A 12,531-nucleotide genomic window follows, 5' to 3' on the forward strand; every position below is an offset into this window, starting at 1 on the left:
ATTTGATCGGCGCCGCGGTCAAAATGTGGGAGCGGGCTTGCTCGCGAAGGCGTCAGTGAAGACGCCGCCTATTTTAGAAGTAGTAGCCAATGTTCATATACAACTGATTCTCCCACTGGTTACTCCCCCCAGCTCCCAAGCTCTCGGTATAGCTGCTCCCACCAATATACGGATCGTTCTTGCCGATCAACCACTCCGTGGCCACCCACAGTTTACTCACCGAAAACGACGTGCCCAGGATCACCCGCTGCGAGGTCTTGAACTGATCCTCGGACTTGTCAAACGCGCTGTAGTTGGCATACAGCTTCACACCGCTGACCTGGTCAAACAGGTACTTGCCACCCACGTCGTAGCTCAAATCCGCCACATACAGATTGCCGCGGCTGGCCACGTTGAACGTGCCGTCATACCCGCCCAGGGTCACCACGCTGTCGGTGCCCGGGTTGCGCGGCGACATCTGCTGGCGTGCCGCCTGCAATTGCACGCCCCACGGGCCGTTCTTGCCCAGGTAGTGGATCGCCACCGCGTTGCGTCGGCCATCGTCATTGGTGTCCTTGTTCTCCAGGGTGGAGGTCAGGCCGGACAGCCCGACTTCCGATTTCCACCCGCCCAGGTCCATGGCCTTGGCTACCCGCACCACCACGGTGTTGCGTTCCTGGTTGTTGCTGCCGTCGCCCACGTAGCTGTCGGCCTCGGAGATCACGCTGGAGTAGGTCACGCCCTTGCTCGTGCCTTTGCCTTGCCACGCCGGGCGCAGGTAGTAACCGGCCTGGATGTTCCAGTCACCGCTTTGCTGGATGTACTTGGCGCCGACCTGCTGCACATCTTCCAGGCCGATCACGTTGCCCAGGGTTTCGTAGAAGGTGCTGCCGAAGTACGGCTGCAAGCCAAACGGCACGGTGTTCAAACCCACTTGCACCTGCTGGTCGGGGTTGAACTTGTAGCCCACCCAGGCGAACTTGGCGAACTGGATATCGCCGTAGTTCTTGGTGTACTGGTACGGGTAGGAGCGCCCGTAGAAGCGGTACTGCGCCTCGCCGATCCAAGTGTCGGAGTTGTACTTGGCGCTGAGGTACGCGGTGTCGAGGCCGAACTTCTGGATGTCGCGATCCGGGTCGTAGTCCCAACGGGCGCGCACGGCGCCGCCGAGGTCGAGGTTGTCGGTGACTTGAATGGCCATGGCCGGTGCCGCAAGGGCGCCAAGCACAGGGACCAGAGCGATGTAACGGAAGGTTGGTCGCATGGTTTTGCTCTCGTTATTGGTTATTTTTTTGCAACAGCAGCCCCTTGCCGCAACGAACGCTGCGACGCGGGGTAAAGGGTTGACTCAGTGCGCTTGCGGGCGAATCAGCCGCAACGGCGGGCCTGCCGTGGGCAGCTCCGAGGCGCCGGGGGCGGCGGCCAGCAAGGTCTGGGTGTAAGTGTTCTGAGGTCGCAGCAACACTTGCTCGGCAGTGCCGTATTCCACGACTTCGCCCTGGCGCATCACCGCGATGTAGTCGCTGATCTGCGCCGCCACCCGCAGGTCGTGGGTGATGAACAGGATGCTCAGGTTCAGGCGCTGCTGCAGTTCGGCCAGCAGTTCCAGCACCTGTTTCTGCACCGAGACATCCAGGGCTGACACGCTCTCATCGGCGATCAACACTTCCGGGCGCATCGCCAGGGCGCGGGCGATGCCGATGCGCTGGCGCTGGCCGCCGGAGAACTGCCGGGGCTTGCGCTTGAGGGCGTCGCGCTTGAGGCCCACCTGTTCCAGCAAATCACCGGCTTCAGCCCACGCATCCTTGGCCGACAACCCGCGCAATTGCGCGGCGCGGGCGATGATGTCGCCCACCCGGTGCCGAGGATTGAGCGAGCCATACGGGTCCTGGAAAATCATCTGGATGCGCCGACGATTCGCCGCCAGCGCCGAGCCGCGCAGGGCCAGGAAGTCGGTGTCACCGACCCATACGTGGCCGCTGTCGCTGTCCACCAGGCGGATCGCGGCTTTCACCAACGTGCTTTTGCCCGAACCGGACTCGCCGACAATCGCCAGGGTCTTGCCCCGTGGCAGTTGCAGCGAGACATTGCGCAAGGCCGCCACCGAGCTGCCGCCGACGGTGTAGGTCTTGGTCAGGTGCTCGATGCGCAATGCCAGCTCGCCGTCGGCGCTCGGCTTGTGCAGCTCCGGGTGCAGCGCCGGCACGGCCGCAATCAGCTTGCGGGTGTAGGCGTGGGCCGGGGCATTCAGCACCTGGTCGCGCTCGCCGATTTCCACCAGCCGGCCGCCTTCCATCACCGCGATACGGTCGGCAATCTGCGCCACCACGCCGAAGTCATGGGTGATAAACAGAATGCCGTGTTGCCCGCGGCCGCGCAGCTCGCGCACCAGCTTCAGCACTTGCGCCTGGGTGGTCACGTCCAGCGCCGTGGTGGGCTCGTCGGCGATCAGCAGGTCCGGGTTCATCGCCAGCGCCATGGCAATCACCACTCGCTGGCACTGGCCGCCAGACAATTGGTGCGCAAAGCTGTTGGCGATGCGTGGCGGGTCCGGTAGTTGGGTGGATTCCAGCAGCGCCAACATGCGCTCGCGACGCTCCGCCGCCGGCATCTGCGGTGCGTGAATATCGAAGATCTCTTCCACTTGCTTGCCAATGCGAATCGCCGGGTTCAGCGCCGCCATGGGCTCCTGGAAAATCATCGCGATACGGTTGCCCCGCAGCTGGCGCAAACGCTCCTCGTCGAGGGTGCAAATGTCATCGCCGAGGAAGTCGATCACGCCTTCGGTATGCCGCAAACCCTTGGCATAGTCGCCCATGATCGCCGCCGACAGCACGGACTTGCCGGAGCCGGACTCGCCGATCACGCAGAGGATTTCGCCCTTGCGCACCTCCAGGCTGATGCCTTGCACCGCGTGGCTGCGGTCGGCGCCGGCGGGCAATTCGATGGACAGGTTCTGCACCCGCAGTACTTGCGTGTGGTTCATGCTCAACTCCTTGCGCCTTTCTGGGCGTGTTCATCCAGGCCGTCCGCCAACAGGCTCAGGCCCAGCATCAGGGTGGAGATGGCGATGCACGGGAAGATCACCAGGTGCGGGAAGGCGATGGCCATGGCGCGGCCGTCATTGATCATGCCGCCCCAGTCCGGTGTGGGCGGCGGCAGCCCGAGGCCCAGGAAGCCGAGGGCGCCGATCATGATCGCGGTGTAGCCGATGCGCAGGCAGAAATCGACAATCAGCGGCCCGCCGCAGTTGGGCAGGATTTCCACCAGCATGATCCGCAGCGAGCCCTCGCCCTGGGTGATGGCGCTGAGCACGTAGTCTCGCGAGCGAATATCGATGGTCAGGGCGCGCATGATCCGGAAGATCGCCGGTGCGCTGGTGAAGGTCACCGCAATCAGGATATTCAGCGCCGAAGCGCCGAGGGCGATGATGATCACGATGTACAGCACCAGCACCGGGAACGACAGCACCGTGTCGGCCACATACGACAGCACGCTGTCGACCCAGCCGTTGAAGTAGCCGGCGCACAGGCCCATGGCGATGCCCACGGCAAACGCGGTGAGCGTGGCGAGGATCGACCAGAACAGCACGGTACGGGTGCCCCAGATCAGCCGCGAGAGAATGTCGCGGCCAATCATATCGGTGCCCAGCAGGAAGCTCTGGCCGTTGTCGCCGACGGTCATTGGCGTGAGCAAGGGCGTGAAGCTTTCCAGCGGATCATGGGGCGCGATCCACGGTGCGAACAGCGCGATCAGCACCCAGCCGCCCACCAGCAGCAGGCCGAGCAATGCCAAGGGATGTTTGAACGAGTGCAGCAGGTTCATTGGGCACCTCCGCCGAGGCTGCGCAGGGTGATGCGCGGGTTGAGCCAGGTGTAGGCCAGGTCCGAGAAAATCTTGGTGATGCCCACCACCACGGCACTGACCATCGCGCAGGCTTCGATCAGGTACACGTCATGGTTCAGCGAGGCGGTGTACAGCAGCGAGCCGAAGCCCTTGTAGGCGAAGAACACCTCTACCACGATCACGTTCGACAGCAGCCACGGGATGTACAGCATGATCACCGTGACCGGCGCGATCAGCACATTGCGCAGGGCATGCCGCAGCACAATGCGTGAGGTCGATGCGCCCTTGAGTCGCGCCGTGCGGATGTACGGCGCCTGCATCACTTCCACCATCGAGGCCCGGGTGATGCGCGCCAGGTAACCGATGCCGAACAGGCACAGCACCATCAGTGGCAGCACCAATTGCACGACGCTGAAGCCTTCGCTCATGCTGCTCACACCGGGCAGCCAGTTAAGCCAGAACACAAAGATCGCGGAGACGAACACCGCGCTGGCGAAGTCGGGAATCGAGGTGGTGACGATCGACAGGAACGACACCAGGCGGTCCAGCGCCGAGCCCTGGCGAATCCCGGCCAGAACGCCGAGGGTCAACGCCACCGGCACCATCACCAGCAAGGCCAGGCCGGCCAGGGTCAGGGTTTGCGCAAGGTTCGGCAGCAGCAGCTTGATCACTGATTCGCGAAAGTACACCGAGGTGCCCCAGTCGCCGCTGACAAAGTCCTTGAGCCACACCAGGTAGCGCCACACAAAGGGTTGGTTATAGCCATGTTCCACCAGCCACGCGGCGCGCTGGTCGGCGGCGGAGTAGGGGCCGAGGACGTTGATCGCCACGTCTTCGATATTCAGTTCCAGGGCCAGGAACACGATCAATGACACCGACAGCAGGGTCGCCACCAGCGCCAATAACTTGCGCATCAGAAAATGAGCCATGGGTGCATGCTCCGACTGTTCAAGGGATGCCTGCCCGTGTGCGGGCAGGGAGGAGGGCGTGCGCTAAATCAAGCGCTCATCCACACACTGTCCATCGGGTAGAAGTCGGAAGGGTGCACTTGGAAGCCCTGGACCTTTTTGCTCACGGCGGTGAACTTGTCGCCCCAGAACGGCTGCACGATCACGCAGGCGTCCTGCAGGATGCGTTCGACATTTTCCATCGCCACGGCGCGCTGTTTCGGGTCGATGATGCCCATGGCCTTGTCCAGCGCGGCATCGAACGCCGGGTCGCTGTAATGGCTTTCGTTCCAGGCGCCACCGCCGCGGTAGGCCAGCTCCAGGGACATCACACCGAGCGGGCGATGGGCCCAGTAGGTCAGGCTGAAGGCGGCCTTGTCCCAGATCGGCCAGTACTGCGCGGCGGGGATCACCTTGAGGTTGATGCGGATCCCGGCTTCCAGGCAGTTCTGTTGCAGGATCTGCGCGCAGTCCTGTTCATAGCGGCCCTGGGTGTTGCCGACGATCAGGTCAATGTCGATGCCGTTGGGGAAGCCGGCTTCGGCCAGCAGCTTCTTGGCCGCCGCCACGTCGCGGTTGCGCTTGGGCAGCGGGAAATATTCGGGGTGGGAAGGCGCCACATGATGGTCTTCGCCGAGGGTGCCCATGCCGCGATAGGCGATCTTCAGCATCTGCGCGTTATCGGCGCACAGCACCACCGCCTTGCGGATGCGCAGGTCGGTGAACGGCTTCTGGTCGCAGGCCATGCGCATCACCACGGTTTGCGCCGACTTGCAGGTCAGCAACTGGGCCCCGGGCAAGCGCTTGGCCAGGTCCAGTTCAGCCACCGTCACGCGGTACAGCACGTCGACTTGTCCGGCTTGCAGGGCGGCGAGGTGGGTGGACACGTCGGTGCCCATGTCGATGTAGCGCAACTCGTCAAGGTTGGCTGGTTTGCCCCAGTAATCGGCGCGCTTGGCGAAGGTCGCCTGCTTGTTCACGGCGAATGAAACCAGCTTGAACGGCCCGGTGCCCAGCGGGTTTTTCGCCCAGTCGTCACCGGCCTTGAAGCTGCGGTGCACGATGGCGCAGGTGAAGGCGTTGAGCATCTCCGGGATCGCCAGGATCGGCCGCTTGAGCACCAGGCGGAACTGGAACTCGCTGACTTTTTCGAAGGCCTTGATGTCCTGGAACGCGGTGCGGTTCACCGACTTGGAATCGGCGGCGATCCAGCGTTCGATATTGTGCTGCACGTCGTCGACGTTGAAGGTGTCGCCGTTGCTCCACTTCACGTTCTGGCGCAGGTTGAAGGTCCAGGTAGCGAGGTCTTCCGACGGGCTCCAGCTCTCGGCGAGGTAAGGGTGGGTGATGTTGTCGGCGTCGACCCAGGTCAGGTATTCCACCGAGTTGCGCAGCAGGTTCGAGGCTTCGATCCAGGTGATCAGCATCGGGTCCTGGATTTCCTGGATCGCGCAGGCAAACCGCAGGCTGCCGCCCTGGCGTGGCTCGGCGGCCTGGGCGTGATTGCCCAGCAGTGCGGAACCGAGAAAGGTGCTGGCACTGGCGACGGTGATGCCCAGCAGCGCGGCCGTGCGCAGGAATTGGCGACGGTTGATTTCGCCGCTTTGCACTTGGGCACACAGATCATTTACGGCTGGATGCGGCGCGGCGCCGTCCAGGGTAGTCAACTCTTTCATAAGCCTCTCCGGTACTTGCGAATATGCGTTTTTTTGTTGAACCGCAAGGGTCAATGGCAAGCGCCGCGAAGGCGCGACCGTGACCGCTGTGAAGCCGGCAGAAGAACAAGGCGCAACGAAGTCGGGAGGGTGGCAATGGGACAGGACATAGGGCAGCTCTCATGTTGTTTTTATTAGAGATGCCCGCAGTTTTGTCATTTGCGCAAAGATCGACAAACGACAAATTCTGCGTTGGAACGTTCTATAAACGCATGTTACATGTCGCTCCCCACCGACCGATCGTTCCCACGCTCTGCGTGGGAATGCCGCCCCGGACGTTCCGCGTCCCCTCTGCGAAACGGTGACGCAGAGCGTCACGGGATGCATTCCCACGCAGAGCGTGGGAACGATCAGTACCTCAACAAGCGCGGGTCGAACGGGTAGTCGGAGAGCAACTCGATGCCGTGTTCGTGGATGTAGATCTGCTCTTCGAGCTTGACCCCTTCGCCGCCGTCGTCGTGGCCGATGTAGCTTTCCACGCAGATGGTCATACCGGCTTCGAACACACCGTCGTAGCCCAGGGCATCAATGTCTTCGCGATGCACCACGTAGGGGTATTCACCGGTCATGCCAACCCCGTGCACCAGGGCGAAGTAACGGTTGTTTTTGTAATGCTCGGGAATCTTCCAGGCCAGTTCCGCGTACTCCTTGAAACTGCGCCCGGCCTTGAGCATTTCCATGTTGGTCTGCACTTGCTCGTAGGCCAGTTTGTACAGCTCCTGCTGCTTGGCGGTGGCGGCTTGTTCACCGCACAGGAAGGTCCGCGAGAAGTCGGCGTAGTAGCCGAAACGCCCGACCACGTCAGTGTCCAGCGCTACCAGGTCGCCGGCTTCGATGGGCCGGGTGCTGCACTCCTGGAACCACGGGTTGGTGCGTGGGCCGGAGGACAGCAGGCGGGTCTCGACGTAATCACCGTCGGTGGCGATCACGTGCTGGTGCAGGTGCGACCACAGCTCGTTCTCGCTGATGCCGGGGGTGAGTTTGCTTTCCATCAGGCGCACCCCGGCTTCAGTGGCACGCAGGCTGGCGCGGATCATCTTGAGTTCGTTCGGCACCTTGATGCAGCGCGCACGTTCCAGCGGTTCCTGGGCATCGAAAATCTGGTAACCGAGCTTTTGCAGTTCGAAGGCCGCAGCGGAGGTGGCGCTTTCAATGGCGATGCGTTTGCCGCCGCCGCATTTGCGCACCAGCTCATCGATTTCCGCGGCCCAGTCGGCGGTGACATTGCCCAGGAAACTTTCGCAGAAGTAATAGGAGATGGCTTTGGCCGGGCGCACTTCATCGACGGTGTTGAGGGTTTCGGCCAGGTGCAGGCAGCCGCCGAACTCGAACACCACCACCGGGCCTTCTGCCGGGATAAACGCATAGCGGGCCGGGTTGCGCGCCGAGTACACCTGCATGTTGCGTGAGCCGGTGGCGTAGCGCATGTGGGTAGGGTCGAACACTACGCAGGCGGCGTAGTCGCGTTTTTTCAGCTCGTTGCGTACCCGTTGCAGGCGGTCCAGCTGGATCTGCTGGATCTCGTCATGGGTAGGTTCGCAGTCAGCGGGGTTGCGGTTGGGGCCGGACAGACTCATGGGGTGTTCCTCGCAGGGCAAATACGGTTTCAAGGTTTTTTAGGTATGAATCAGTCGAGCAACTGGTCGCTGCGGACCAGGTTGCGTTCGGCTTGCAGATGGGCTTCGGACAGGCGTCCGTAAAGCTGCTTGGTGCGCTGGGCACGGCCGATGATTCCGGGCTTTTCGGAGTAGGCGAAGATCGCCGTGTTGCGCTCGGTGGCGCCTTCCACGCGGGTCACCCGGTGCACCGAAAAACGCCCTTTGAATATCTGCAAATCGCCGGGATTCAGCTCCAGTTCCTGCACCCGCGAACGGTCCTCGCCACGCACCACCTTGCCGACGGCGCCGAGGTTCTCCTGGGTGCGCGAGCGAATCATCGGCGCGTACTCGAACAGGCCGCCGGCCTCGGGCTTCTGGGTCATCATGCTGACGATGAATTCGTTGGTATCGAAGTGCCAGGGCTGCTCGGTGCCGTCCGGCATCACGTTGATCACCAGCCCGGCGAACGGGTCGGCGTACTCGAAGATTTCCGGCTCATTCAGGCAGGCACCGATAAAGCGTTTCATCATCGGCGACACGTACAGCCGGTGGATGATCGCGTCCGGGGCGATCATGTCGCGGGTCACAAAGCCGCTGGTGCGCTCCATGAACGTGCGGCGCGGGTCATCGTGGGGCAGGGAGGTGTCGTCCTCGGTGAAGTAGGCGTTGACCTTGCGCACCGAATAAAACGTCTTGCCCGACAGCGCCAAACCTTCCAGGCGCGCCTGCTCAAGCGCCGCGGGGCGCAGGAAGTTCTTCAGCAGGCAGCAACCGTCTTCGGCCAGTTCGGCCCGGGCGTGTTCGATCAGGGCCTGTAATTGAACATGGCCCGAATCATGTATGGGATACAGCTCGGTATTAATAATGTCGCTGATATCGCCCACTTCAGCGTCAGCAAGTTGAAGGCTCATGCAAGACTCCCGGAACTATCAGTTGGTGTTTTTTGGCTGACCCGATAGTTGCTGAACGAGGTGCAAAGTGGAAATTACAAGTTGTGATCGAATCCATCGGCGAGGGCGATAGTTATGTCGGGCGAACTGGATGGCACCCTGCTTAAAGTGTTTGTGGCAATTATCGAGTGCCAGGGGTTTTCGGCGGCCGCCGAGCGCCTGCACAAGACCCAATCCACCGTCAGCCAGAGCCTGCAACGCCTGGAAGACATCGTCGGCACGCCACTGATCCGCCGTACCAGCCGCTCGGTGGGCCTGACCCCCGGTGGCGAAACCTTTTTGATCTACGCCCGGCAGATCCTCAAGCTGCACAGCGAGGCCGTCAGCGCCGCGCAATTGCCCAATCAACAGGTGTGTATCCACCTCGGCATGCCCGAGGACTACGCCGAGTACTGCCTGGGCGGGATGCTCAAGGACTTCCAGGCGCAGTTCTCCCAGGTACGGCCCGATGTGTGCTGCGAGATGTCGACGGCCCTGGTGGGGCGCCTGCAACGGGGCGAGCTGGACCTGGTGCTGGGGGTGGAACACGCAGGTTTGCAGAGCGGGGAATACCTGTGCGACGAGCCGTTGGTGTGGGTCGCGGCGCCCAGCTGGAGTTGCGTGGGGCGTCAGTCGGTGCCGTTGGCGGTGTACGCCGAGGGCTGCGCGTTCCGTGCGAACGCCGTGCAGGCGCTGGCCCAGTCCGGGCGCTCGTGGCAGGTGGTTTACACCAGCCAAAGCCCGCGCGGCATTGCGATTGCGATCGAGCAGGGCTTGTCGGTGGGCGTGATGGCGCGGCGCCTGGTGCCACCCGACTGGCAGATTCTGGACGAGCGCCAGGGCTTCCCGCCGATTGCGCCGGCGCGCCTGATGTTCTGGCGTTCAGCCGGTTGCCAGGTGCCGGAAGTGGATGCCCTGGTGGAGATTCTGCGCCGGCAACTGGGCCACTCAGGGCATCTGGGCGGCCAGCGCTTCGCGGGTGTGTCGCTGGGCCATGCGCTTGAGCAATAACAGGCTGGCCAACACCCAGGCCGCGATCCAGCCGTGCACCACCGCAAATTCGCCAGTGAGTTGCAGCAGCCAGCCGCACAGGGCATTGCCGGTGGCACTCGCCAGGCCGTAGCTGACCATGCTCAGGCTCACCACTTGCAGGCTGTGCACCGGGCTGAGCCGGGCACCGACGTAGGCGGCCATCAAGCCCCAACACGGGAAATAGAACAGCGCGAACAGCCCGGCCGCCAGCCAGCTCAGTACCAGGCTCGGGTGCCCGAGCAAGCCGAGCATGCTCAGACCAAACGCGCCGATACTCAGGGCCATCACCCGCAACGCCCCCCAACGGTCTGCCAGCGTGCCCAGCAGCAAGCCGCCGATCACACCGCCGATCCCGATCAGCGTCCACATCGAGCCGGTGACGGAGGCGCTGGCTTGTAGCTGCTCGCTGACGAACGCCGACAGGAAATTCAGAAACGGCCCGCTGATGGCGCCGATAAACGCGCTGAGCAAGACGATCTGCATTGCCACCGGTTGTGCCACGCACAACTTCAGCCATTGGCGCAGCACTTGGTTCAGCGCCGGCGCCATGGTCTCGCGTGGTGCCGGTTGCTTGATCGGGGCCAGTGCCCACAAGGTCAACAGCGTGACAACCAGCGTCAACCCGGCGCAGATCAGCCAGAACTGGCGCAACGACAACCCCTGCAACAGCGCGATCAACAGCCCGTTCAAGCACAGCGCAAAGGCTGAGCCCGAGGACGCCAGCCCCAGCACCCGGCTGCGATGTGTAGTCGGGATCACCTCTTGAGCGAGGGCCGAAATCGCGTTCCAGTTCGACACCGCGCACGCCGACACCAGTGCCAGGCACAGGGCAAACGGCAGCACCCACGGCGTGGCGACGGCCAGGGCCAGCAGGGCGGGGCTGAGGACGATGGTCAGGCGCACCATATTGCGCGGGCTGATCCACGCCGCCGCCAGGCCGCTGGCAATCGAGGCGCCCATGTAGAACAGCTGCAACAGCGCGGCAATCAACGCGGCCTGGCTGTAACTGAGCTCAAAGGCCAGGCGGATCTGCGGCAACAGCGCCGAATACAGGAACACACTGAAACCGTGGGTGGTGGCGTTGCAGGCGGTAAACACCAGTGCCAGCAAGCCAATACTTCGCCGGGATGAAACGGGTGCGTTGGACATGGCGATGACTCGATAAGTTAATCGCGAAAGAGAGGGGCGAAGTTACAGGAAGTACATCGGCAGACTAGCGTTTATAGCCTGGCGACGACCAATGCTTAATTGTCTAAGTGTGCATGCGTTATACGCAGGCTATTTATTCGTGAGCGACGGTCTGTAGCGATAAACGACACTTTCAGCGTTTGTGACGATTAATTGTTTGTCAGGCTGGGGTGCTACCGCTGACCCAATACAAAAAGGTATGTTGTGCAGGTTATTTCCCCTGTGCTCCCGAGTGTCGTCCATGAAACGCAAAATGCCCGGTCTCAACGCCCTCAAAGCTTTCGAAGTCGCCGGCAGTACCGGCAGTTTTACCCGGGCCGCCGAGCTGTTGAACGTCACGCAGAGTGCGGTCAGCCGCCAGGTGCGCCAGCTTGAAGAACAGTTGGGCGAGGCCCTGCTGGAGCGTCGTCACCATCACCTGGAATTGACCAGTGCCGGGCGGGTGTTGCTGCGGGCGTTGCATCAGTCGTTCGACAAGATCGAGCTGACGGTGCGCAGTATCCAGCAGAAGTCCCATGCCAATCGGCTGCACATCAATGCGCCGCCGACGTTTACCAATCGTTGGTTGATGCCGCGGTTGGGGCGCTTGCGCGAGCAGCATCCGGAGTTGGAGTTGAGCATTACCACGCGGTTGCAGGACAGCCTGGCGGAGACCAGTACGCTGGATTGTGCGATTCGGTTTGGCGATGGGGAATGGGATGGGTTGGACAGCTCGTTGTTGATTCAGGAGCGGCATATCGCGGTGTGTGCGCCGTCGTTGTATGCCCGGGAGTGGAGTGACGGGATTGATCTGAATCGCATGACGCTGCTGCATGTGCTGGCGCGGGAGGATCAGCGGTATCTGACGTGGAAGCATTGGCTGGATGCGGCGCGGATCAGTGGGGTTGATATCGAGGGGGGGTATGAGTTTGACCTGCTGGATTTGGCGATTCGGGCGGCGATCGATGGGTTGGGGATTACCATTGCGGATTGGCATATGGTCGCTTCGGAGTTGGCCAGTGGGCAGTTGACGCAGGTGCTGAATGTGCATGTGGAGGGGCATCAGTCGTATTGGCTGGTGACCCGGCCGGAGCAGACGGATACGCCGCAGTTGCAGGTGTTTGCGCAGTGGTTGCAGGAGGAGATTTGGTTGGCTCAGCGGCAGTTGGAGCCTTCTTTGGCGGCTGGGTGAGGAGTGGGGTTTGTGTACATATCCATTGCTGCGGTAACGGCCACTTATGGTTCCGCTCTTACAGCGGGTCACTTTTGGCAAACGCCCCAAAAGTAACCAAAAGGTCTTTGCCCCACCACTCGGTGC

At 62.3% G+C, this 12,531-nt stretch carries 10 protein-coding genes; 2 read left to right on the forward strand and 8 right to left on the reverse strand.

The features are described from left to right. Positions 1-73: 73 nt before the first annotated feature. The 7 genes from ACIOMR_RS13950 to ACIOMR_RS13980 form a co-directional block, all read right to left on the reverse strand. Positions 74-1,243: a hypothetical protein gene (locus ACIOMR_RS13950; protein WP_003218578.1), complete on the reverse strand. Its 1,170-nt coding sequence runs from the start codon at positions 1,241-1,243 to the stop codon at positions 74-76. Between the two features lie 84 nt (positions 1,244-1,327). Beyond that, entirely contained in the window at positions 1,328-2,965 is a 1,638-nt protein-coding gene (locus ACIOMR_RS13955; protein ID WP_177051871.1) for an ABC transporter ATP-binding protein, read from the reverse strand. A 2-nt stretch (positions 2,966-2,967) separates the two neighbouring features. Next, entirely contained in the window at positions 2,968-3,804 is an 837-nt protein-coding gene (locus tag ACIOMR_RS13960) for an ABC transporter permease (RefSeq protein ID WP_134326767.1), read from the reverse strand. Continuing rightward, on the reverse strand, positions 3,801-4,754 hold the full coding sequence (locus tag ACIOMR_RS13965; protein WP_102369228.1) for an ABC transporter permease: 954 nt from the start codon (positions 4,752-4,754) through the stop codon (positions 3,801-3,803). Before ACIOMR_RS13965 ends, ACIOMR_RS13960 begins: the two co-directional genes overlap by 4 nt. 68 nt (positions 4,755-4,822) lie before the next feature. Beyond that, entirely contained in the window at positions 4,823-6,448 is a 1,626-nt protein-coding gene (locus ACIOMR_RS13970; RefSeq protein ID WP_003218570.1) for an ABC transporter substrate-binding protein, read from the reverse strand. Positions 6,449-6,837: 389 nt separating this feature from the next. After that, complete coding sequence (locus ACIOMR_RS13975) at positions 6,838-8,064, reverse strand: Xaa-Pro peptidase family protein (protein ID WP_177117656.1); 1,227 nt, start codon at positions 8,062-8,064, stop codon at positions 6,838-6,840. 50 nt (positions 8,065-8,114) lie between these two features. Next, positions 8,115-8,996: a hypothetical protein gene (locus tag ACIOMR_RS13980; RefSeq protein WP_008432881.1), complete on the reverse strand. Its 882-nt coding sequence runs from the start codon at positions 8,994-8,996 to the stop codon at positions 8,115-8,117. Between the two features lie 114 nt (positions 8,997-9,110). On the opposite strand from ACIOMR_RS13980, the gene ACIOMR_RS13985 reads away from it, so the two are divergent. Beyond that, on the forward strand, positions 9,111-10,025 hold the full coding sequence (locus tag ACIOMR_RS13985; protein ID WP_177068162.1) for a LysR family transcriptional regulator: 915 nt from the start codon (positions 9,111-9,113) through the stop codon (positions 10,023-10,025). On the opposite strand, the gene ACIOMR_RS13990 is transcribed toward ACIOMR_RS13985, so the two are convergent. Next, positions 9,963-11,195: an MFS transporter gene (locus ACIOMR_RS13990; RefSeq protein ID WP_177070543.1), complete on the reverse strand. Its 1,233-nt coding sequence runs from the start codon at positions 11,193-11,195 to the stop codon at positions 9,963-9,965. The genes ACIOMR_RS13985 and ACIOMR_RS13990 overlap by 63 nt on opposite strands. Positions 11,196-11,475: 280 nt before the next feature. On the opposite strand from ACIOMR_RS13990, the gene ACIOMR_RS13995 reads away from it, so the two are divergent. Further along, a complete protein-coding gene (locus tag ACIOMR_RS13995) occupies positions 11,476-12,405 on the forward strand; it encodes a LysR substrate-binding domain-containing protein (RefSeq protein ID WP_003218560.1) in 930 nt (309 codons plus the stop codon). Positions 12,406-12,531: the final 126 nt, after the last annotated feature.

Origin of the sequence: Pseudomonas sp. NPDC087814, assembly GCF_044742865.1 — a bacterium.
Classification (GTDB): domain Bacteria; phylum Pseudomonadota; class Gammaproteobacteria; order Pseudomonadales; family Pseudomonadaceae; genus Aquipseudomonas.

Coding starts and splice junctions, on each gene's coding strand:
- ACIOMR_RS13965 (WP_102369228.1), bottom strand. CDS start 4,754: ATGGCTCATTTTCTGATGCGCAAGTTATTGGCGCTGGTGGCGACCCTG.
- ACIOMR_RS13955 (WP_177051871.1), bottom strand. CDS start 2,965: ATGAACCACACGCAAGTACTGCGGGTGCAGAACCTGTCCATCGAATTG.
- ACIOMR_RS13980 (WP_008432881.1), bottom strand. CDS start 8,996: ATGAGCCTTCAACTTGCTGACGCTGAAGTGGGCGATATCAGCGACATT.
- ACIOMR_RS13950 (WP_003218578.1), bottom strand. CDS start 1,243: ATGCGACCAACCTTCCGTTACATCGCTCTGGTCCCTGTGCTTGGCGCC.
- ACIOMR_RS13995 (WP_003218560.1), top strand. CDS start 11,476: ATGAAACGCAAAATGCCCGGTCTCAACGCCCTCAAAGCTTTCGAAGTC.
- ACIOMR_RS13985 (WP_177068162.1), top strand. CDS start 9,111: ATGTCGGGCGAACTGGATGGCACCCTGCTTAAAGTGTTTGTGGCAATT.
- ACIOMR_RS13990 (WP_177070543.1), bottom strand. CDS start 11,195: ATGTCCAACGCACCCGTTTCATCCCGGCGAAGTATTGGCTTGCTGGCA.
- ACIOMR_RS13975 (WP_177117656.1), bottom strand. CDS start 8,064: ATGAGTCTGTCCGGCCCCAACCGCAACCCCGCTGACTGCGAACCTACC.
- ACIOMR_RS13970 (WP_003218570.1), bottom strand. CDS start 6,448: ATGAAAGAGTTGACTACCCTGGACGGCGCCGCGCCGCATCCAGCCGTA.
- ACIOMR_RS13960 (WP_134326767.1), bottom strand. CDS start 3,804: ATGAACCTGCTGCACTCGTTCAAACATCCCTTGGCATTGCTCGGCCTG.